We start from the raw sequence: 19,072 nt of genomic DNA, 5'->3' as shown, positions 1-19,072 counted from the left end.
TTACCGATAGCCCAGGCAAGATCAAGCTGTATCTAATTTATCCAACGCCCGTTGTGCTTTGGTTAAGTTTAGCGCCGGAAAATGCCCAATAATTCATGACAAACTGTACTGATATCCGCATGCTATCGCCTTTAAGGCGGCAAAACCGTGGGAAAAGTCCGCTTTGTCGCACGCTACTCGCAGGCAAGATGCTTGACCAACACATCGACATCGAGACGGTTCACAAATTCCAGAGAATATGAGGAATAGAGGCCGAACAGGCGGTTTTGGTGCCCGACCACCACCAGATCGATGCCGGCCTGATGAATGAAATCGTTGACGTCCTTAAAGCGCCGGATGGTGACAATTTCCTTGACCGCAACCGGCGCATCGACGGCGCTCACCAACCGGCTCAGCATCGCCTTGGCGGCGATCACCTCCTGCGCCTGGCGATCTTTGACCAGCGCATCGCTGCCGTACTCCAGCTCCGCATAGTCGGCGTTAAGGTGGCCGACGGTGATGGCGATCGGCAACCCGCGCACCATCGCCACCGTTTGACGCAGCAACGGCAGCCCATCGCGCTCATCGTGAATCAGTACCAGAATATGTCGATAGCTTTTCATCGCATAACCCCCTCACAGACCATCACTGCAGGGACATCATCCCCTCTGGTAGGTATACGCCATCTGCGCGCACGTGGAGAAAAGTTTACGTATCACTTCCCACGGAATGTGATGGCCACCACGTTATATTAGCGCCCGCAACGGCGTATTTTAACGCCGGCCCGATGTGGCGCGCACTGCAGCCCCCGTAAAGCAAAGCTGACGAAAATGGGCGAACAAAAACCGATTGTTGTTAATTTTTTGTTTTTTAATAGTTGCACAATGGTTTCATGAAATAAGCGTGCGGCGGATCACCAAAATCCCCCTTTACGTCAGCTTCGGTTTTTCTTTCCCAGGCAAAAAGCGTTGTGTCGCTCAATGGGATTTAACGCGGCGTCAAAAGTACCGGATGATTCGCCCTGCATCATGATAAATGCCAATGCGCCGCCGCTTTGCTGTCGATATACCGCCAATGAAAAATACCGCCTCCTCCCAATACACGATAACCCTACTTTTTATGTATTTCCCAATCGCGTAAAGCGCCGAATACAAACCGCCTATTTACCGCCTGCCCACCGTCTCTTGAACAAGCCGACGCTTTAAATAACTGTTAATGCTAACGACACAACATCGCCAGCAATTTATTTTTGCTGATTTTCGCCTGACAAAATAAAGATAAATAATCCGGAGCAATCAATGAAAATAACTATCGGGTCATTCATTCTGCAACAGCTTCACGCCCTGAACGTCGATCGTATTTACGGCGTGCCCGGCGACTATAACCTCAGCCTGCTGGAGCTGCTGGAAAGCGATGACCGGCTGGCGTTTATCGGCAACTGCAATGAATTGAACGCCGCCTACGCCGCCGACGGCTATGCCCGAATGAAGGGCGCCGGCGCGCTGATCGTCACCTACGGCGTCGGCGATCTGGCCGCGCTGTCCGGCATCGCCGGTGCCTATGCCGAATCCTCGCCGGTGGTCTGCATTGCCGGCACGCCGCCGCTGCACGCGATGAAGAATCATCAGCTATTGCACCATACTCTGGGCGACGGCAATTTCGACAACGTCATGAACTGTTTTAAACAATTCACCGTTGCTCAAGCCTTGATTACGCCGGAAAATGCCGCACAGGAAATTCCGCGCGTTATTTCCCGCGCCTGGATAGAGAAGAAACCGGTGTATTTACAGCTGCCTTCCGATATTTGCGACGTCGAAATTGAAATCACCGCAGCCACAGCGGCGCCGCAGTTGCCGGCCAGCGATAAATATAATGTGCAATTAGCGGCGATGGCGCTGTTAACCAAAATAAAACGCGCGCAGCGCCCGATCATGTTGGTCGACCAAATGGTGGATCGCTATCAGCTGCAGCGGTTGGTGATCGAGGTCGCTCACCGCTTTGCCATTCCGCTGACCAATATGCCGACCGCCAAATGCATCATTCCGGAAGATACCGCCGGTTGGATGGGTGGCTACAGCGGCAACCTGTCGCGCCCCGAACTGTATGAACGCATGGCGCACTCGGACTGCGTGCTGAGCTTCGGCGTGCGTCTGGTGGACTCCACCACCGGCTATTTCTCGCAGCAAATTCCCGCCGCCGCTCAGGTAGATATCCAGCCGTTCTCGCTGAAGCTGGACAACACCTCCTACCCGGCGGTGGCGACGGCGGATCTGCTGCAGGCGCTGCTGGATCTGAGCGAAGACACGCCGGTACAGCCCCTGGCGCCGCTGCCCGATCCGCGTGAAAAGCTGGCGACGCCGAGCGACGCCCCCATCGACCAGGCCTATCTGTGGCAACGGATCCAGCGATTTATCCGGGCAGATGACGTGGTGGTGGTGGAAAACGGCACCTCGGGCGCCGCCATCGGCGGCATGCGCATGCCGGGCGGCGTCAAGGTAGTCAACCAACCGATCTGGGGCTCGATCGGTTATACCCTGCCGGCGCTGCTCGGCACCCTGATGGCGGCGCCTGAGCGCCGTCACCTGCTGTTCATCGGCGACGGCTCCTTCCAGCTCACCGCGCAGGAAGTGTCTACCCTGCTGCGCTGCGAGCAAAAGCCGATCATCTTCCTGATCAACAACGACGGTTACACCATCGAGCGGTATATCCTCGGCGAAAACTCGTCCTACAACGACATCGGCCCGTGGGACTACGCCAAACTGCCGGCGGTATTGAATACCCAGGCGCAGCCGTTCAGCGTGGCGGTGGAAACCACGCAACAGCTGGAAATGGCCCTGGAACACGCATCGCGGCAGGATCGGCTGGCGTTTATCGAGGTGAAAGTGCCGATGATGGACACGCCGCCGGTGATGAAAGAGTTCTGCAACCGCTGCAACAGCTTTAACTTCGGCCTGACCAACCCGCGCCGCAGCGCCTGATGCGCGATCGCGCCGCCGATGGTTTCAGGCCACCGGCGGCGTTTTCTTTTGGGTTACCCGCCGGCGCGCGCCATGCAGCGCTGGCGGCGTTCATCCACCCGCTTGGCGAACCAGGCGGTGGTCAGCTTGCGGGTGATTTTCGGGCTTTCCAGCTGGATGCCCGGCAGCATCTCACGCGGCAGTTTGCCGCCCGCCAGCGCGTAGACCTTCTTATACAGGTCGGTGTCGGCAAAGCCGGCCGTCTCGCCTTTCTCGAGCGCCCGGCGAATGGCGCTGTCGCTCATGTTCAGGCGCTTGCCGAGCGTGCGCACCGCCAGCTCGGTCGAGCCGGGCTTGTCGCTGCCGAAGTCGATAAGATCGCCGTCCAGCGCCAGCGGAATGGCGCTCGCCCGGCTGACCGCGTTTTGGAACGCCGCGTTGCGGCTGGCGTACCAGCCGGCGTTGAAGTCGGCAAAGCGATAAATCGGCCGGCTGTAATCGGCCGGGTATCCCAGCAAATGCATAATGCCGAAGTACATACCGCCGCGCCGGCTGAAAACTTCGCGGCGAATCGAGCCGTCGACCGGATAAGGGTACCCTTTGGCGTGCGCCTCGGCGAAGGCAATACTCACCTGCATCGGGCCACCGGTATGTACCGGATTTAAATGACCGAACAGCTTCTGCCCCATCGGCACGCGGTCGATCATGTCATCGAAGATATCGCTCAGATCCTTCTCGGTACGCACCTTATCCAGCCGCTCGCTGTAGCTCTGGCCGTTCGACGACGAGATCTTCAACGCGGTATGTACCAAAAAGTTCGGGATGTGCATCTGATCGGCGCGGCGGTCGATCTCCTTCCAGGCGATCTTCGGCAGCCCCGGCACCTGCGGGTTAGCCCGGAACGTCGACTCCTGTTCGGTCACCGCCAGCACCGAACACAGGTTCTCATCGCTCGGCTCGATGCCCTGCGCGGCGAAGGCGGCGGTAATATCGGTGGCCCAGCCCTGACGATCGCCGGCGTTGGCCGGGATCAGCGTCAGCAGCCGGGCTTTGACATCGGCGGGGCGCGCCGTCGGCGCCGTGGTGGTGGTTTTGCTGGTACAGCCCGCCAGCGCCAGCAGCGCGGCCAGGCTCAGCAAACGGAAGGATATCGGGTGGAATAAACGAGGTATCGGCATCTTTTCCCTGAACGTGATGACATGAACAGCACTGAAATTAGCCCAGCCGCCGCGCACAATCCAGTATAAAGATATGCCACGCCTTTCCGTCAGGCCGCTATGTTCAAACGCTCGATAAAGATGTATTTTATATACATCATATAAATCACTTTGCTTGCCCAGCCAGAGGAGCCCCTTATGGAGCAGCAGCTGCTTTGCTATAAAACCCTGCCGGAATGGAACAGCGACACGCTGCCGGATGCCTTTCGTCAGCGCCACAACACCCAGAGCGGCACCTGGGCGAAGCTCACCGTACTGAGCGGCAGCCTGACGTTCGCCATGATGACCGAGGACGGCGCCACCACCGAAACCTGGCAATTCAGCCCCGAAAGCCAGCCGCCGTTTATCGCTCCGCAGCAGTGGCACCGCATCGTTTCCTTCTCGGACGATATGACCTGCCGGCTGGCGTTTTACTGCACGGCGGAAGATTACTACCACAAGAAATACGAACTGACGCGCACCCACTCCGAAGTGATCGAGGCGGCGGCGCGCATCGCGCCGGGCAAGGCGCTGGATCTGGGCTGCGGCGGCGGCCGCAATTCGCTCTATCTCAATCTGAAGGGTTTCGACGTCACCGCCTGGGACAAGCACGCGCCGTCGATAGACCGCCTCAATCAGATCATCGACGCCGAGCAGCTGACCCGCCTGAGCGCCGGAGTGCAGGATCTCAATACCCACCGCTTCAGCGGCGAATACGACTTCATCCTGTCCACCGTGGTGATGATGTTCCTCGAACGCCAGCAAATTCCGCATATCGTGCAAAACATGCAGGACAGCACCGTGCGCGGCGGCCATAACCTGATCGTGGCGGCGATGGATACCGAGGATTATCCCTGCCCGCTGCCGTTTCCGTTTACCTTCAACCCGGGTGAGCTGAAGCATTATTATCGCGACTGGGAGATCCTCAAATACAACGAGGACGTCGGCCAGTTGCATAAGACCGATGCCGCCGGCAACCGTATCTCGCTGCGCTTCGCCACCCTGCTGGCGCGCAAGCTATAGCGCGTCGTGAAAGATCACCCCCAGCGTGTGGCGTTGGCCGGAACGTACCCGGCTGACGCCGTGGCGCAGATTGACCCGATAATAGCCTTTAGCCCCCGCCATCGGGCGATGATGCACGGCGAACACCACCGCGTCGCCCTGCTGTAGCGGCACCACCTCCGGCCGGCTCTGCATCCGCGGCCGCTGTTCGGTCAACACGAATTCGCCGCCGGTGAAGTCCCGTTCGGGGGCGGAGAGCAAAAACGCCACCTGCAGCGGAAACACCCGCTCGCCGTACAGATCCTGATGCAGGCAGTTGTAATCCCCCGCTTCGTAACGCAACAGCAGCGGCGTCGGCCGCCGTTGGCCGGCCCGGTGGCATTCGGCCAGGTAGGCTTCGTGTTCGGCGGGATAGCGCGCCGCCAGGCCCAATAAGGTATTCCAGCGGTTGGCCACCGGCAGCGGCAGCGGATAGGCGAAATAGCGGTACTCGCCGCGGCCAAAACCGTGCTGCGCCATCACGACACGGCTGCGGAAGTGCGCATCGTGCGGGTAGAGCGCCGCCAGCTCGCGGCACAGGTCTTGGCTGAGCACGCCAGGCAACCGCGCACAGCCCTGCGCATCGAGTTCGCGTTCAATCGCCGCCCAGTCCAATTCGGCCAGCCGCGCCGCCAGCGAGCGGCTCATCGCTGCGCCTCTTTTTCCAGCAAGGCTTTCTTGCGCTCGACGCCCCAGCGATAGCCGGACAAAGCGCCGTCGTTGCGCACCACCCGGTGACAGGGGATCGCCACCGCCAGCACGTTGGCGGCGCAGGCGCCGGCCACCGCGCGCACCGCTTTGGGCGCGCCGATGCGCCGGGCGATGTCGGCATAGCTGACGGTTTCGCCGACCGGTATCGTCTGCAGCGCTTGCCAGACCCGCTGTTGAAACGCGGTGCCGCGAATATCCAGCGGCAGCGCCAACCCGTTCTCCGGCGCTTCAATCAACCCCACCACCTGCGCCATCAGCGCTTCATACTGCGCGTCGCCGCCGATCAGCTCAGCATTGGGAAATTTGTCCTGCAGATCCTGCACCAACCGCTGCGCATCGTCCCCCAGCAGAATGGCGCAGATGCCCACCTCGCTTTGTGCCGCCAGGATCTCACCCAGCGAACAGCGCCCGACGGCGAAATGGATGCGCATGCCTTTGCCGCCCGCCCGGTAAGCCTTCGGCGTCATGCCCAGCGCGGCGTTGGCTTGCTGATAGAAGCGGCCGTTGGCGCCATAGCCGGCGTCGAAGATCGCGTCGGTCACCGTCTCCTGCTGCGTAAGACCGGTGCGCAGCCGTTGGCTGCGCTGCGCGTCGGCATAGCCTTTCGGCGTCAGGCCGGTGATCGCTTTGAAGAGCCGGTGGAAATGGTATTGGCTCAACCCGACGTGGCGCGCCAGGGCCTGCAGCGACGGCGCTTTCTCCGCCCGTTCGATATAGCGGCAGGCCTCGGCTATCTGCCGCGCATGCTGCTCGGTCAACGGCGCCAGCCCCTGGCGGCAGCGTTTGCAGGGCCGATAACCCGCCGCCTCCGCCTGCTCGGCGTCATCGAACAGTTCCACGTTTTGCCGATTCGGCTGGCGTGACGGGCAAGAAGGCGAGCAATACACGCCGGTGGTTTTCACCGCATAGATAAAGCGGCCGTCGGCGTGTTTATCGCGGCTGACGATCGCCAGCCAGCGCGGATCGGCGCTGTCGATTACGTTTTTCATCATCCGTTCCTCACTGCGGTTTCGATGTTAACCAGCATAGTGACGGGCCGTTGGCGAAACACGTCGGCTCTTGCTTTTTAATTCGGCGCCGACGTTTTCAACAATGTTTCGACAATTTTTAACCAACAACATGAAGTTTATTACGTTGCCAACCCGGTTGCACAGCGTTAGGATCGCGGCCGGTCACGGGCGTGGCCAGTGTTTTTGCCTGTTAGTTGCGCGCATGGAGAGGTTATTGTGTTAGAGAGTTTTGGCGTCCTGAATTTATGGACCTATTTGGCCGGAGTGGTCTTCATCATCATTCTGCCGGGGCCAAATACGCTGTACGTACTGAAAACCGGCGTATCGCGCGGCGTGCGCGCCGGCTACACCGCGGCGCTCGGCGTGTTCATCGGCGATGCGATCCTGATCTTCTGCGCCTATATCGGCGTGGCTTCGCTGATCCGCACCACGCCGTTCCTGTTTACCCTGGTGCGTTTTCTCGGCGCGATTTACCTGCTGTTCCTCGGCGCAAAAATCCTCTACGCCACCTTCGTGCAGAAGGCGCAGGCGCAACAGCAGCAGATTGAAGGCGGCCACAGCATTCTGCGCAAATCGCTGACGCTGAGCCTGACCAACCCGAAAGCTATCTTGTTTTACGTGTCGTTCTTCGTGCAGTTCATCGACTTCAACTACGCGCACACCGGACTGTCGTTCACCATTTTGGCGCTGATCCTCGAAGCCGTCAGCTTTATCTACATGAGCACGCTGATCTTCTCCGGCGCGATGCTGGCGCATTTCTTCAATCACAAGAAAGGCCTGGCGAAGCTCGGCAACGGCCTCATCGGCCTGCTGTTCCTCGGCTTCGCCACCCGTCTGGCAACCCTGAGCTCGTGATCCCTCCCGGCCGGCGCCCGCCGGCCGCAGTTTACCCTTCCGTCACGGCAAAATGACACGCAGGGCAAACCGAATGTCAGGCAGACCAAAGCCGCCGCTTTTCCGCTGATCTAGACTTGCAGGGTTAACGATAACCTGATGAGCCTGATCGGAGGATGTATGTCTGACAATACCGTAGCCGTGCTGGATAGCGTGTCGCGTTTTCTCGATCGTCAGCATGGGCTGTATATCGACGGCCAGTGGCGCGCGTCCGCCGCGGAAGACCGCCTGGCGGTGTATAACCCCGCCAATGGGCAGCAGATCGCCACCACCGCCGACGCCAATGAACACGACGTCGCGCTGGCGGTGCAGTCCGCCCACAAAGCCTTCAGCGAAGGCGTCTGGGCGCAGCGTCTGCCGGTAGAACGAGAACGCATCCTGCTGCGCTTCGCCGATCTGGTGGAACAGCACGCCGAGGAGCTGGCGCAGCTGGAAACCCTGGAGCAGGGCAAATCCATCAACATCGCCCGCGCCTTCGAAGTCGGCAGTACCCTGAACTGGATGCGCTACACCGCCGGGCTGGCGACCAAAATCACCGGCCAGACGCTGGACGTCTCCATTCCGATGCCGCCGGGCGCCAAATATCAGGTTTATACCCGTAAAGAGCCGATCGGCGTGGTCGCCGGCATCGTGCCCTGGAACTTCCCGCTGATGATCGGCATGTGGAAAGTGATGCCGGCGCTGGCGGCGGGCTGCTCCATCGTCATCAAACCGTCGGAAACCACCCCGCTCACCCTGCTGCGCATCGCCGAACTGGCGAGCGAAGCCGGCGTGCCGCCGGGCGTGTTCAACGTGGTCACCGGCCGCGGCACCGTGTGCGGCAAGGCGCTGACCGAACATCCGCTGATCGCCAAAGTCAGCTTTACCGGCTCCACCCCGGTGGGCAAAAGCATCGCGCGCGCGGCGGCGGATCGCCTGACCCGCGTGACGCTGGAGCTGGGCGGCAAAAACCCGGCCATCGTGCTGAAAGATGCCGATCCGCAGCAGGTGATCGAAGGCCTGATGCTCGGCAGCTTCCTCAACCAGGGGCAGGTGTGCGCCGCCAGCTCGCGGATTTATATCGAAGCACCGATTTATGACCAGCTGGTGGCAGGTTTCGAACAGGCGGTGAAATCGCTGTCGGTCGGGCCGGGGATGGATACCGGCGCGCAAATCAACCCGCTGGTGTCGCTCGCGCACCGCGACAAGGTGGCGGCCTACCTGGACGACGCCCGGGCGAAAAACGCCGAGCTTATCGGCGGCGCGGCCGGGCCGGATGCCAACGGCTTCTACATTCCGCCGACGCTGGTGATCAACCCGGACGACAGGCTGAACCTGACGCGTGAAGAAGTGTTCGGCCCGGTGGTCAACCTGATTCGGGTGGCGAGCGCCGAGGAGGCGCTGAGTAAGGCCAACGACACCGACTTCGGGCTAACTGCCAGCCTGTGGACCACCAGCCTGCAGCAGGCGATGGCGCTGACGCCACGCATTCAGGCCGGCACCGTGTGGGTCAACACCCATACGCTGATCGACCCGAACATGCCGTTCGGCGGGTTCAAACAGTCGGGCAGCGGCCGTGATTTCGGCCCGGATTGGCTGGACGCTTACACCGAGTCGAAATCGGTCTGCATCCGCTATTGAGTGAAGCGGCGCGGGCCTGGCCCGCGCCCTGGCTTACTGATACTGCCGACGGTACTCGCTCGGCGACATGCCGAAACGCTGCTTGAAAGCGGTCGAGAAATGGCTGTGATCGGCAAAACCCCAGTCGAGGCCGACTCCGGCCAGCTTCTCCTGCCCGGCGGCGCTGCGCAGCGCCTGCGCGCACAGATCCAGCCGGCGGTTCCTGATGTACTGCGCCACCACCAGCCCCTGACGGGCGAACAGCCGATACAGGCTGCGCAGCGACACCCCCAACTCGGCCGCCACCCATTCCGGGCGCAGCTGCGGCGACTGAATATGCCTGTCGATCAACGCCAGCGCCTTGTCGAAAACCGGCTGTTGCCCCTCCGGGCGCGCCTGTTCGAGCGCCAGCGCCGGGCGCAGCAGCGCCGCCAGCGCATTCAGCACCGCCTCGCTTTCCGCCGCGGCGAGTTGAGGATCCTGCATGCTGCTCAGCACCAGCTGGCGGCTGAGGCGCACCGCGCTGAGCTCTGCCCCGAGACGCTGGGCGCAAGGCGGCGGCACCGGCAGGCAGCCGCGCGGCAACAACAGGGAGATTTGGCGTGAATCGCGCTGGAAGGTGAAGCTGCTGGGCCGTGAGGCGTCGATCAGCGTGATGTCGCCGGGAGAGAGCACCGTCTGGCTCTCGCCCTGCTCCATCAACGCGCTGCCGCGCAGCTGGAAGACGGTAAAAAAGTGCGCGCCGTCGCTGCGGGCGATCTCGCGCGGCGTGCGGTACAGCCGGGCTTGAGACACGTCGACCACGCTCAGGCGCAGCGCATGGGCGCGGAATTCCTGCATCGCCCCGCTGAAGCCCGGCCCCAGCGTTTTTGCGCAGAATCTGCCGCAGGCGGTGTTGATTTTGCCCAGCCACTCTTCGAAGCCGACGTCCCGGAGCGTTGCCAATGCCGTCATGATCTCTCCCTTCAAACAGCAGCGGTGCTGCGCCGTTGAACAGAAAACCACCATAACAATCCGTTAACACACAATCAATGGCGAGCCGGGGATTTGGCGCCGCGATCACAGATCATCGGGCGTCGGAGGAGGAATCGCCTTAAGGCTGCGTATCCAACAGATGCCGCACCACCGCCGCGTACTCTTTGGCGTAGCCTTCAACGCTGGTGCTGGCCATGCCGGCATTGTCTATCTTGTATTTGCCGGCTACGTAGAACGACGGGGTGCCGCGCACCTCGAACGCCTTCACCGCTTCGTTCTGCTTGGCGATCAACCCTTTGACCAGCAGGCTGTGGCGCGCGTTTTCATAGGTGGCGGCATCGATGCCGGCCGCCGTGAACACCCGCTGAATATCTTCGGCGCTATTGACGGCGCGCTGTTTCTGCAGCGCGTCGAACATCGCCCCTTCAATCTTGTCTTCCACGCCCAGCACCGTCGCCACCGCCCAGGCTTCGGTCAGCTCATTGCCCAATTTGCCCATAAGGCTGACGTGATACTTGGTGACTTTCTCACCGGCGGGCAGCGCCTGCGCCACGGTGCTACCTACCCGGTAGGTCTCGGCGAACTGATAGCAAGGGCCGCAGTAGAAGGAGAAGAACTCCACCACCGCTGGCGCGGCGGCTACCGGCTTATCCAGCCGGGTGTATTGCTCGCCCGCACGGTAATCCGCGGCCTGAACCGCGGGCAGCGCCAACATCAATACGACGGCGGCGGCGAACGAACGCTTAACGTTTGCCAACATAAACACTCCTGGTTTCGATTATGAACATCGTCCTTAGCGGCGGTTTTTATAATCAAATAACCGGCAGAAGGCCAGTTTTTATTACCTTCTGTTTATGTGGGATTCAGTCAGCGGCCTTCGTAACCGTCCCAGTAGGCGCCCACCGCTTCCTGCGACAGCACCTGACGGCGTTTAGGATTGTCGGAGCCGCTGTAGGCGCGATTGATGAAAATGGTTTTGTGTTCCATGTTCTGCTGGAATTCCGGGCTGGCCAGATAATCGGCCTTTTGCTGCGCCTCGCTGCGCGCCACGCCCGCCGCGCGATCCTTTTTCCCCTGCTGGTAGAACTGTTCGAACATCGGCACGGCGTTTTTAATGCTGCCGTTCACATCGGTGCGGAATTGCGGGTCGAAGTCGTCGCGCGTTTGATAAACGTAGTGCTTGGCATGCCGCTCCGCGCTGCTGAGGTGGTGGGTGCAGGCGCTGAGCGCCAACAGCGGCAACAACAGCGCCGCGCTTTTCAGTCTTTTCATGTCGTCTGTCCCTGTCAGTGAGGAAGGTTCCTTTAGCGCCAAGAGCATAGCGCCGGCCCCCGGTAAACGTCAAACGACAAAATACGCATCACATTGTTTTATATTAATATTATATACATTGATTGGTATTCATTGCCTGAAACACTATGCTTTAACCTAACAGGGTAAACACTCACCGACAGCGAGGCGGCCAATGAAACCGATCGACAAAAACGTGGGGGAGTACGACCTCACGGCGGAAAAAAAAGCGGGCATGATCACCGGCACTATCCGCGGCGAGCTGCCGGACAGCGACGCCAATCTGCCGCTGCTGCCCTTCTCCGGCACCTTTGCCGGCCCGAGCGTGGCCGAAGCCATCGCCGATATTCAGCAGCAGTTCCCCGACATCGAACCGGCGATTATCGACGACTTGCGCGAGGAACTGCTGAAGGCCGGTTTCTAAACCGGATCGCGGTGGCGCACGAACGGGCTATAGACCGGCGCACCGGGCTTCAGCGCCAGATCGGCGTCAAAATCGTCATTGCGGTTGAACCGCACCGCCGGCCAGGCGGCAAGATCGCCTAAGCCAGCCCGATACGCCTGCGTCACCTGCGCCAAAGCGGCGTTCTGCGCCTGCAGCGCCTCGCCCGTCAGCCCGCCGCGCACGCCATAAATCAGGAACGGCTCCAGCACGCTAAAGCCGATATAGTGCAGCGCATGCATGATCGGCCACAGCATCAGCCGCATATCGCCGTCGCGCCCGTTCGGCGCGCAGGCCTGAGCGGAGGCGCCGGCGGTGACGGTCAGCAGCGCCCGTTTGCCGCGCATCACGCCGTTTTCATGGCGGTGGCGACTGTCGTAGATCCCGCCGTAAACGAACACCCGATCCATCCAGCCCTTGAGGATGGCCGGCGCACCGAACCACTAGAAAGGGAACTGCAGCACCAGCGTGTCCGCCCAGCGCAGCAGCTCGATATGCCGCCGGATCTCCGCCGGCAGCGCCTGAGTCGTCCAGTGATGGCGCTGCTCCTGCATCGCATCGAACCTTCCCGCCTGCTTTATGCTGGGGTAATGGTCTGCGCCTTCACGCGGATCAAACCCCTCCTGATACAGATCGACCGTCTTCACCTGATGCCCCTGCGCCAGCCAGGCCTGCCGCGCCTGTTCGGCCAAATGGGCATTGAAAGAATGCGGCTCGGGGTGAGCCAGCACAATCAGCACGTTCATCCTGTGTCTCCCGCTGTAAGGTGGTGCTGCTATGCTGTGGCTTTATCGCACCCTTGGCAATTACGCACCTGAAGGTAACCCCCCATGGCCTATCCCGGCGACGTCTACTCGAGTAAATGCTCCGCGCGCGATGCGCTGGCGCTGATTTCCGGCAAGTGGGTGATGCTGATCCTGCCCGCGCTGGCGCAGCGGCCGATGCGCAACGGCGAACTGCTGCGCCGCATCGACGGCATTTCACAGAAGGTGCTGACGCAAACGCTGCGCCAGTTGGAACGCAACGGGCTGCTCGAACGCTTGGATTTAAGTGAAAGGAATCAGGCGCATGTGGAATACCGGCTCAGCGCCGTCGCCTACTTGCTGGTCGAGACGCTGACGGCGCTCGACCGATGGGCGGAATACCATTTCCCCGAGTTGGACGCCGCCCGCGAGCGCTATGATGCAGACCGCAAGCGCGCGGCCGATTAAAGCGGTTTGCCTGGCAACTCGGGGCGCACAGAATGCGCAGCTGAGACGCTTGTTCCCCGTCGCGCCATCCGTTATCTATAGTTAAATCAATTCGCCGGTAACGGCCCCCCCACCTGAGGATCTTGCCTTGACGTTTTTAAAACACCCTATCGCCGGATTGGCGCTGGCAAGCGCCGGCCTGCTGTCGGCGGGCGGCGCGCTGGCCGCTTCCGATGCATTGGTGTACTGCACCGTCGCCTCGCCGGAATCGTTCAACCCGCAGCTCGCCAGCTCCGGGCCGACCTTTATCGCCACCTCGCAGGTGCTGTACAACCGCTTGGTGACGCTGCGCGAAAGCGATAAAACCCCCGCCCCTTCGCTGGCCACCGAGTGGAGCGTCAGCCCGGACGGCAAGATCTACACCTTTACCCTGCGCCAGGGCGTGAAATTCAACAGCAACAAATACTTCACCCCAACGCGCGACTTCAACGCCGAAGACGTGGTGTTCACCGTGATGCGGCAGAAGGATCCGGCTAACCCGTATCACAAGGTCTCCGGCGGCAACTATGAATACTTCACCGACATGGGCCTGGACAAGCTGATCGCCAAGGTGGAGGCGGTGGACGAGCATCACGTGCGCTTCACGCTGAGCCAGCCCAACGCCGCCTTCGTCGCCGACTGGGCGATGGATTTCGCCTCGATCCTGTCCGCCGAGTACGCCGACGCGATGCTGAAAAAGGGCACGCCGGAATACGTCGACAACTGGCCGATCGGCACCGGGCCGTTCGCGCTGCAGCAGTACAAACAGGATTCGCTGATCCGCTACATCGCCAATCCGCACTACTGGCAGGGCGAAGTGGCCAGCAAGCACCTGATCTTCTCGATTACGCCGGATCCGCAAACCCGGTTGGCCAAACTGAAAACCAACGAATGCCAGATTATCCCCGCGCCGCTGCCGGAACAGTTCGCCGCCATCAAGGCCGACGGCAACCTGCAGCTGCACGACATCACCGGGCTGAACGTCGGCTATCTGGCGTTCAACACCCAGAAAAAACCGTTCGACAACCTGCTGGTGCGCCAGGCGCTGAGCTATGCGGTGGACAAGAAAGCGATCGTCGCCGCGGTGTTCAAAGACAGCGGCACGCCGGCCAACTCGCTGCTGCCGCCGGGCATGCTGGGCTACAACGATCAACTGCCGGAATACGCCTACGATCCGCAGAAGGCGCGCGAGCTGCTGAAGCAGGCCGGGCTGGAGCAGGGCTTTGAGACCGATATCTGGTCGATGCCGGTACAGCGCCCCTACAATCCGAACTCGAAGCGCATCGCCGAGATGATCCAGAGCGACTGGGCGAAGGTGGGCGTGAAGGCCAAGATCGTCACCTGGGAGTGGGGCCAGTATCTGGCCGGGCTGCGCAAAGGCGAACAGCAGAGCGCGCTGTACGGTTGGATGTCGGACAACGGCGATCCGGACAACTTCGCCACCCTGCTCGGCTGCGCCGGGGTGCAGAGCGGCGCCAACGTGGCGCGCTGGTGCGATAAGGATTATGACAGCCTGATCCAGCAGGCGATTCTGGAGAACCAGCCACAGGCTCGCGCCAAGCTGTATCAACAGGCACAGGTGATCTTCGCCAAACAGGCGCCGTGGCTGCCGCTGGCCACCGGCAAAGTGTTCTACGCCACCCGCAGCAACCTGAGCGGCTATGTGGTGGACGTGAACGGCAGCGATTTCGCCAAGGCCAAATTGAACTGATCCCGGGCGCCGCAGCGAGGGCTGCGGCGCTATTTGCTTCGCTACTTATTAAGCTGCCAGCCTCTGAATCTATCGTCCATTAGCTTCACAACTTACGATGCCAACTGCCTCCTCTGCCGCCAAACACTTAGCCCACTAAATTCATAGCTTAATAAGCGGCTTAACCCCTGGCATTTTGCTTAAACTGCACACGGGCGCTTTCCTCACCTGTAACATTTCGTTACCATCGGCGCACAGACCCTTTAACATCAAAAGGCAACCCGGTGCAGAACACCTACATGCCGTGGCAAATTCGCCTGCACTGGCTGGTGGCGATCCTGCTGGTCATCACCTGCGTCACCATCGAGCTGCGCGGCTTTGCCGAACCGGGCAGCGCCCCCTGGTACGTGCTGGTTGTCACCCACTTCAGCTGCGGCGTAACGGTGTTCGCGCTGATGATCGCCCGCCTGTTCCTGCGTTGGCGCCACCCTTCGCCCGCCATCGCGCCCAAACCGCCTAAGTGGCAAACCGGCCTGGCGCACCTGACGCACACCCTGATTTACCTGCTGCTGTTGACGCTGCCGGTGCTGGGGGTGTATTCGCGCTATCTGGGCGGCAAGGAGTGGTATCTGTTCGGCCTGCCGATGCCGTTCGCCGACGTGGCCGATCGGCCGCAGGCGCGGATGATTATCGGCTGGCACAAAACGCTGGCGTCATTCGGCTACTGGCTGATCGGCCTGCATGCCGCCGCCGCGCTGTTTCACCACTACATCGTCAAGGACAATGCGCTGGTGCGCATGCTGCCGTTGATGAAAAAGCGCTGAATAATTTGGCGCCAGGGATGAATTTTCGGGCCACGCCCGCCGACAGGGAATGACATGCAAACCCAATTTTTTAATGTGACCGTCGAACAATGTGCCTGCCAACAGACGGCGCCAGACAACCTGGTGAGGATCATCGCCGCCGGCCAAACGTTCTTTTTTTACCGTGACGACTTCAGCGACAGCGAAAATCTGCTGGCCACGCTCGCCGCCGGCGATCGGGTGAAGATCGGCGCCCATCGCCTGCAGGACGGCAGCTACTGGCTGCACTGGCTGCTGCACGAGACAAAAGGCCGGCTGGAGCCCGACAGAACGCTGAAATACAAGCTGAAATACTTCGCCCTGCTGGTGCTGGGCGCGGCGCTGGCCGGCGGTTTTCCGGCAGCCTTTTTCATCATGGACGGGGAAGATTCCTGGCTGACCATCGTTCTGTTCTTTATCGCCGTAATCGCCGGCCTTGTCGGCATCGGCATGGTGCTGTTCGTCGGTTCGGAGCTGCTGCTGATCGGGCATCGCGGCCGCAGGCGCCTGCTCAAGGCGCTGGATCGCGTGCTGCAGGGGCAAGACATCACGCCGCCCGGATCGCTCAGCCTGAAAATCCCCGGCATCAAATACCGGGCCGTCAGTGCAGACGCCGCGTCAGTGCCCGCAGCGCAGCAAACCGACGTCTCCCTCCCCGACGGCGTCGAGGCCTCCGGTATCGAGACGGTCAACGCCCTGAGCTACGAACTCCGCCACTATGAGATCCCGCGCCAGGTGCAGTATTTGGACACCTATGCGTGGCGCCAGAAGGAGACGCACTTCGCGTTGACGACCCGTGCGCTCAACGTCCCCAATACCAAACTGCATCCGGTATTTCGTCGGCAACATCCGCTTTTCATCGCCAAAGGCGATCCGCTGCAGGTGCTGTATTGCGAGAACGACACCGTCCCCGAGTTGCCTACGGTGCGTGGGATCATCAACCACCGCGATCGCCAGACCTACCTCATCGGTGGCCGCCGCTACTTCACCGAATCCGGCCTTAACCTGTGCGCGCGCGTTGTCTTCATTCTCGGCGCGATCGTGACGTGCTTTGTGCTCGGCCTGGCGGTGGCGGATAACGCCGATACCCCGGCGGGCTTTTACCTGGATGCCTGGACCCTGCAGCGTCTCGGCAGCGAATTGCCACCGATTCTTCTCTTAATGATGCTGATGGTCAGCGGCCTCGCGCTGTTGATCGAGGGCTTCGCCCAGATCTGCCGCCTTTACTCTTTTGACCAGCACCGCACGTTTAAAACGTTCAAATACCTGCGCAATCTGCGCCGCAGGTTATGGCGGCAGGATCAGGTGACGGAGCTGAAATGATGACGTTAGCGCTTTATAAAAGACCCCTTATTATCCTGACGCTGTTTTTGGCCAGCGCGCTGGGTGTCTATTTCCTCGCCCCTGAACAACGCTATGCGCAGTGGCAATGGACCCAGAGCGACGAAGCATTGCCGACGATAGCCCATTACGATCTCATCCACAGCTACCCGGCGCAGGACGGCGCCCTGCTGCTCATCAGCAAAAGGAGTGAGCGCGGGGCCTACAATAGCTTTTACGGCTGGGCGGCCAACTATCTCAGCCAGGTATTGTTCAGCGGCCCGCAGGGATTGCAGATGCTGGGGGAACTCGACGAGTCTATCCACGATGCGGTTTGCGGCGGGCAGGAGTGCGTGCTTTTTCTGTCCAAGGGGCGCCGGCTGGTCGATGTGAAACAGGGCACCATCGGGGCGCTGATCCCCTGGCCGGAGGGCGACGACAACCGGCCTTCCTTTATCGGCGGCAAACTGGTGGCGCTGCCGGGTAAACGCGCGCTGTATCTCATCAGCACCGAAGGCGTATTCTACAGCCCGGACTTTGGCGCCCATTGGCGGCAAACGCTGGATCTGCCGGCGCTGTTGGAAGCGCGACAGCTGCTGGGTTTTGAGCGCGGCGAGGAGGACTCACCGACGGCTTACGCCTCCGGCAAGCGCAAATCCATACCCGAGATCTTTACCGCCGTTGACGGCGATCGCGTGCTGTTCTGGATGAATCCGGTGCTCGGCTCCGGCGCCTTGCACATCGCCGTTAACGGCAAAACCGGCGAGGTGGCCGAACCGCATTGGCTCACGGTGCGCGTGACGGAAAGCGCGCAGGCCCCGGATGGCGGCATCTACCTGATCGCACAGACGCTGGAAAGAGGGCTGTATCAGCTCCTGCGTTATCAATCCGACGGGCAGTTGAAGGTGCTGCTGGAGACCGGCGATAAATCGCTGTATCAGCTGTGGGCAGGCAACGACAAGCTGGTCGCCCAAACGGATAACGGCGATGCGCGCCTTTCGCTGATTTTCGATCTGCGCTCATCCGACGTGCGCTACCGCCAGCCGTTGGAGTACCGCTACAACGGGCGCGACGACGCACGCCAAACCGTGATCGAACCGGAAAGCCACTATGGCGATGACGGGGAGCCCCCGGCGCTGCCCTACTTCGTTCGCTATCGTTCCACCACGCCGTGAACATGAGGAACTTGCCATGCTGTTAGGTTATGGCGCCGGCGTTGCAGGGCTGGTGGCGCTGTTGTTGGCGCTGCTGCTCGCCGGCATCCTGCTTGCCTGGTGGGGCTGGCGCTACGCTTCTGCCCGCTGCGGCCGCCCACACCCGCCGCTTTCCTGGGGCGGCTATCTGCTGGCCTCGGCGCTGGCGATCTACCCGGTGGCGTTCGTGCTGATGCTTATCGACATCGCCATCCAGGATCTCAAGAGCCAACGGGCGGAAGAACGCTGGAATCGGCGCAGCTACCTGACGCTCGACGAAGCCAAACCGTTCGGTGAAATCACGCTGACGAAAGGCAGCTGGGTAAACCGGCAGGAACCGCGCCTGCCCGGCACCGAAAACAGCCCCATCACGATGGACGGCGTGACCGCCGTGCGTTTTCCTCGGCCGCAGAGCGTGGCCGGCGTGCCGATCATTGCCTTCGAGGTTTTACCGCCGGTAATGGAGCTGGCGAGCACACACACCTTCCCCCGCCCGAGCGGCCAAAGGGTGCGCTGCGAAGCGGGTTGGCTGGTCTCTTTCTCTTTACCGCCGGATAAGCCGGCCCCGCAGTGGGAAGAGTGGCAGGCCGGGCTGCCTGCGGCGGCGTTTCGGCCCAGCGACTGGATCTTTAGGGAGTGCTTCCCCGGCAGCCCGATCGCCGTGCTGACCTTGCACAACGGCGAAGTCAGGGTGCTGCCTTAAG

The 19,072-nt window shown here is 61.1% G+C and carries 18 protein-coding genes and 1 pseudogene; 11 read left to right on the top strand and 8 right to left on the bottom strand.

Going from position 1 to position 19,072, the window contains the following annotated elements; all coding sequences use genetic code 11:
- Positions 1–173: 173 nt before the first annotated feature.
- Positions 174–602: a hypothetical protein gene (locus ACJ8PI_RS00335; RefSeq protein WP_060429519.1), complete on the bottom strand. Its 429-nt coding sequence runs from the start codon at positions 600–602 to the stop codon at positions 174–176.
- Between the two features lie 675 nt (positions 603–1,277).
- Between ACJ8PI_RS00335 and ACJ8PI_RS00330 the strand changes: the two genes are divergently transcribed.
- Entirely contained in the window at positions 1,278–2,957 is a 1,680-nt protein-coding gene (locus tag ACJ8PI_RS00330; RefSeq protein WP_164134456.1) for an alpha-keto acid decarboxylase family protein, read from the top strand.
- 53 nt (positions 2,958–3,010) lie between these two features.
- Here ACJ8PI_RS00330 and ACJ8PI_RS00325 read toward each other — a convergent pair whose 3' ends face one another.
- On the bottom strand, positions 3,011–4,114 hold the full coding sequence (locus ACJ8PI_RS00325; protein WP_164134457.1) for a DUF1615 domain-containing protein: 1,104 nt from the start codon (positions 4,112–4,114) through the stop codon (positions 3,011–3,013).
- A gap of 177 nt (positions 4,115–4,291) precedes the next feature.
- On the opposite strand from ACJ8PI_RS00325, the gene tehB reads away from it, so the two are divergent.
- Entirely contained in the window at positions 4,292–5,155 is an 864-nt protein-coding gene (gene tehB / locus ACJ8PI_RS00320; protein WP_164134458.1) for an SAM-dependent methyltransferase TehB, read from the top strand.
- Here the strand turns inward: tehB and ACJ8PI_RS00315 are convergent.
- Positions 5,150–5,821, bottom strand: a complete 672-nt coding sequence (locus ACJ8PI_RS00315) for a 2OG-Fe(II) oxygenase (protein WP_164134459.1) — start codon at positions 5,819–5,821, stop codon at positions 5,150–5,152. The genes tehB and ACJ8PI_RS00315 overlap by 6 nt on opposite strands.
- Positions 5,818–6,873 carry a bifunctional DNA-binding transcriptional regulator/O6-methylguanine-DNA methyltransferase Ada gene (gene ada / locus ACJ8PI_RS00310; protein WP_060429515.1) on the bottom strand — a complete coding sequence of 352 codons (1,056 nt, stop codon included), beginning with the start codon at positions 6,871–6,873 and terminating at the stop codon, positions 5,818–5,820. The genes ACJ8PI_RS00315 and ada overlap by 4 nt, the downstream gene beginning before the upstream one ends.
- A 237-nt stretch (positions 6,874–7,110) precedes the next feature.
- Here ada and leuE point away from each other — a divergent pair, with 237 nt between their 5' ends.
- A complete protein-coding gene (gene leuE, locus ACJ8PI_RS00305) occupies positions 7,111–7,749 on the top strand; it encodes a leucine efflux protein LeuE (protein ID WP_016928933.1) in 639 nt (212 codons plus the stop codon).
- A gap of 159 nt (positions 7,750–7,908) precedes the next feature.
- Entirely contained in the window at positions 7,909–9,408 is a 1,500-nt protein-coding gene (locus ACJ8PI_RS00300) for an aldehyde dehydrogenase family protein (RefSeq protein ID WP_049196449.1), read from the top strand.
- 33 nt (positions 9,409–9,441) lie between these two features.
- Here the strand turns inward: ACJ8PI_RS00300 and feaR are convergent, their stop codons facing one another.
- The 3 genes from feaR to ACJ8PI_RS00285 form a co-directional block, all read right to left on the bottom strand.
- Positions 9,442–10,341 carry a transcriptional regulator FeaR gene (gene feaR / locus ACJ8PI_RS00295; protein ID WP_041033541.1) on the bottom strand — a complete coding sequence of 300 codons (900 nt, stop codon included), beginning with the start codon at positions 10,339–10,341 and terminating at the stop codon, positions 9,442–9,444.
- A gap of 139 nt (positions 10,342–10,480) precedes the next feature.
- Entirely contained in the window at positions 10,481–11,122 is a 642-nt protein-coding gene (locus ACJ8PI_RS00290; RefSeq protein WP_060429513.1) for a DsbA family protein, read from the bottom strand.
- A gap of 107 nt (positions 11,123–11,229) precedes the next feature.
- Positions 11,230–11,634 (bottom strand): Exc2 family lipoprotein, encoded by a 405-nt coding sequence (locus ACJ8PI_RS00285; protein WP_041033536.1) that lies wholly within the window; start codon positions 11,632–11,634, stop codon positions 11,230–11,232.
- A gap of 193 nt (positions 11,635–11,827) precedes the next feature.
- Between ACJ8PI_RS00285 and ACJ8PI_RS00280 the strand changes: the two genes are divergently transcribed.
- A complete protein-coding gene (locus tag ACJ8PI_RS00280) occupies positions 11,828–12,076 on the top strand; it encodes a hypothetical protein (protein ID WP_019454278.1) in 249 nt (82 codons plus the stop codon).
- On the opposite strand, the pseudogene ACJ8PI_RS00275 reads toward ACJ8PI_RS00280, so the two are convergent.
- Positions 12,073–12,840: pseudogene (locus ACJ8PI_RS00275) on the bottom strand (NAD(P)H-dependent oxidoreductase). The gene ACJ8PI_RS00280 and the pseudogene ACJ8PI_RS00275 overlap by 4 nt on opposite strands.
- A gap of 84 nt (positions 12,841–12,924) precedes the next feature.
- Here ACJ8PI_RS00275 and ACJ8PI_RS00270 point away from each other — a divergent pair.
- The 6 genes from ACJ8PI_RS00270 to ACJ8PI_RS00245 all read left to right on the top strand — a co-directional run bounded on the left by ACJ8PI_RS00270 (position 12,925) and on the right by ACJ8PI_RS00245 (position 19,071).
- Positions 12,925–13,305 (top strand): winged helix-turn-helix transcriptional regulator, encoded by a 381-nt coding sequence (locus tag ACJ8PI_RS00270; RefSeq protein ID WP_164134460.1) that lies wholly within the window; start codon positions 12,925–12,927, stop codon positions 13,303–13,305.
- Positions 13,306–13,432: 127 nt separating this feature from the next.
- Positions 13,433–15,034, top strand: coding sequence for an ABC transporter substrate-binding protein (locus ACJ8PI_RS00265; protein WP_164134461.1), 1,602 nt, complete (start codon positions 13,433–13,435; stop codon positions 15,032–15,034).
- Between the two features lie 278 nt (positions 15,035–15,312).
- Positions 15,313–15,837 carry a cytochrome b561 gene (gene cybB / locus ACJ8PI_RS00260; protein ID WP_079656961.1) on the top strand — a complete coding sequence of 175 codons (525 nt, stop codon included), beginning with the start codon at positions 15,313–15,315 and terminating at the stop codon, positions 15,835–15,837.
- 54 nt (positions 15,838–15,891) lie between these two features.
- Positions 15,892–17,178: a hypothetical protein gene (locus ACJ8PI_RS00255; RefSeq protein ID WP_164134462.1), complete on the top strand. Its 1,287-nt coding sequence runs from the start codon at positions 15,892–15,894 to the stop codon at positions 17,176–17,178.
- Entirely contained in the window at positions 17,175–18,350 is a 1,176-nt protein-coding gene (locus ACJ8PI_RS00250; RefSeq protein WP_164040340.1) for a hypothetical protein, read from the top strand. Before ACJ8PI_RS00255 ends, ACJ8PI_RS00250 begins: the two co-directional genes overlap by 4 nt.
- 16 nt (positions 18,351–18,366) lie before the next feature.
- Positions 18,367–19,071 carry a hypothetical protein gene (locus tag ACJ8PI_RS00245; RefSeq protein WP_164134463.1) on the top strand — a complete coding sequence of 235 codons (705 nt, stop codon included), beginning with the start codon at positions 18,367–18,369 and terminating at the stop codon, positions 19,069–19,071.
- The last annotated feature ends 1 nt before the right edge of the window (position 19,072 follow it).

The sequence above is a fragment of the Serratia sp. CY82433 genome, assembly GCF_052166535.1.
GTDB classification, from domain to species: Bacteria; Pseudomonadota; Gammaproteobacteria; order Enterobacterales; family Enterobacteriaceae; genus Serratia; species Serratia sarumanii.
Note: the sequence above shows the minus strand (reverse complement) of the source record. Positions and strands in the feature narration are given on the sequence as shown.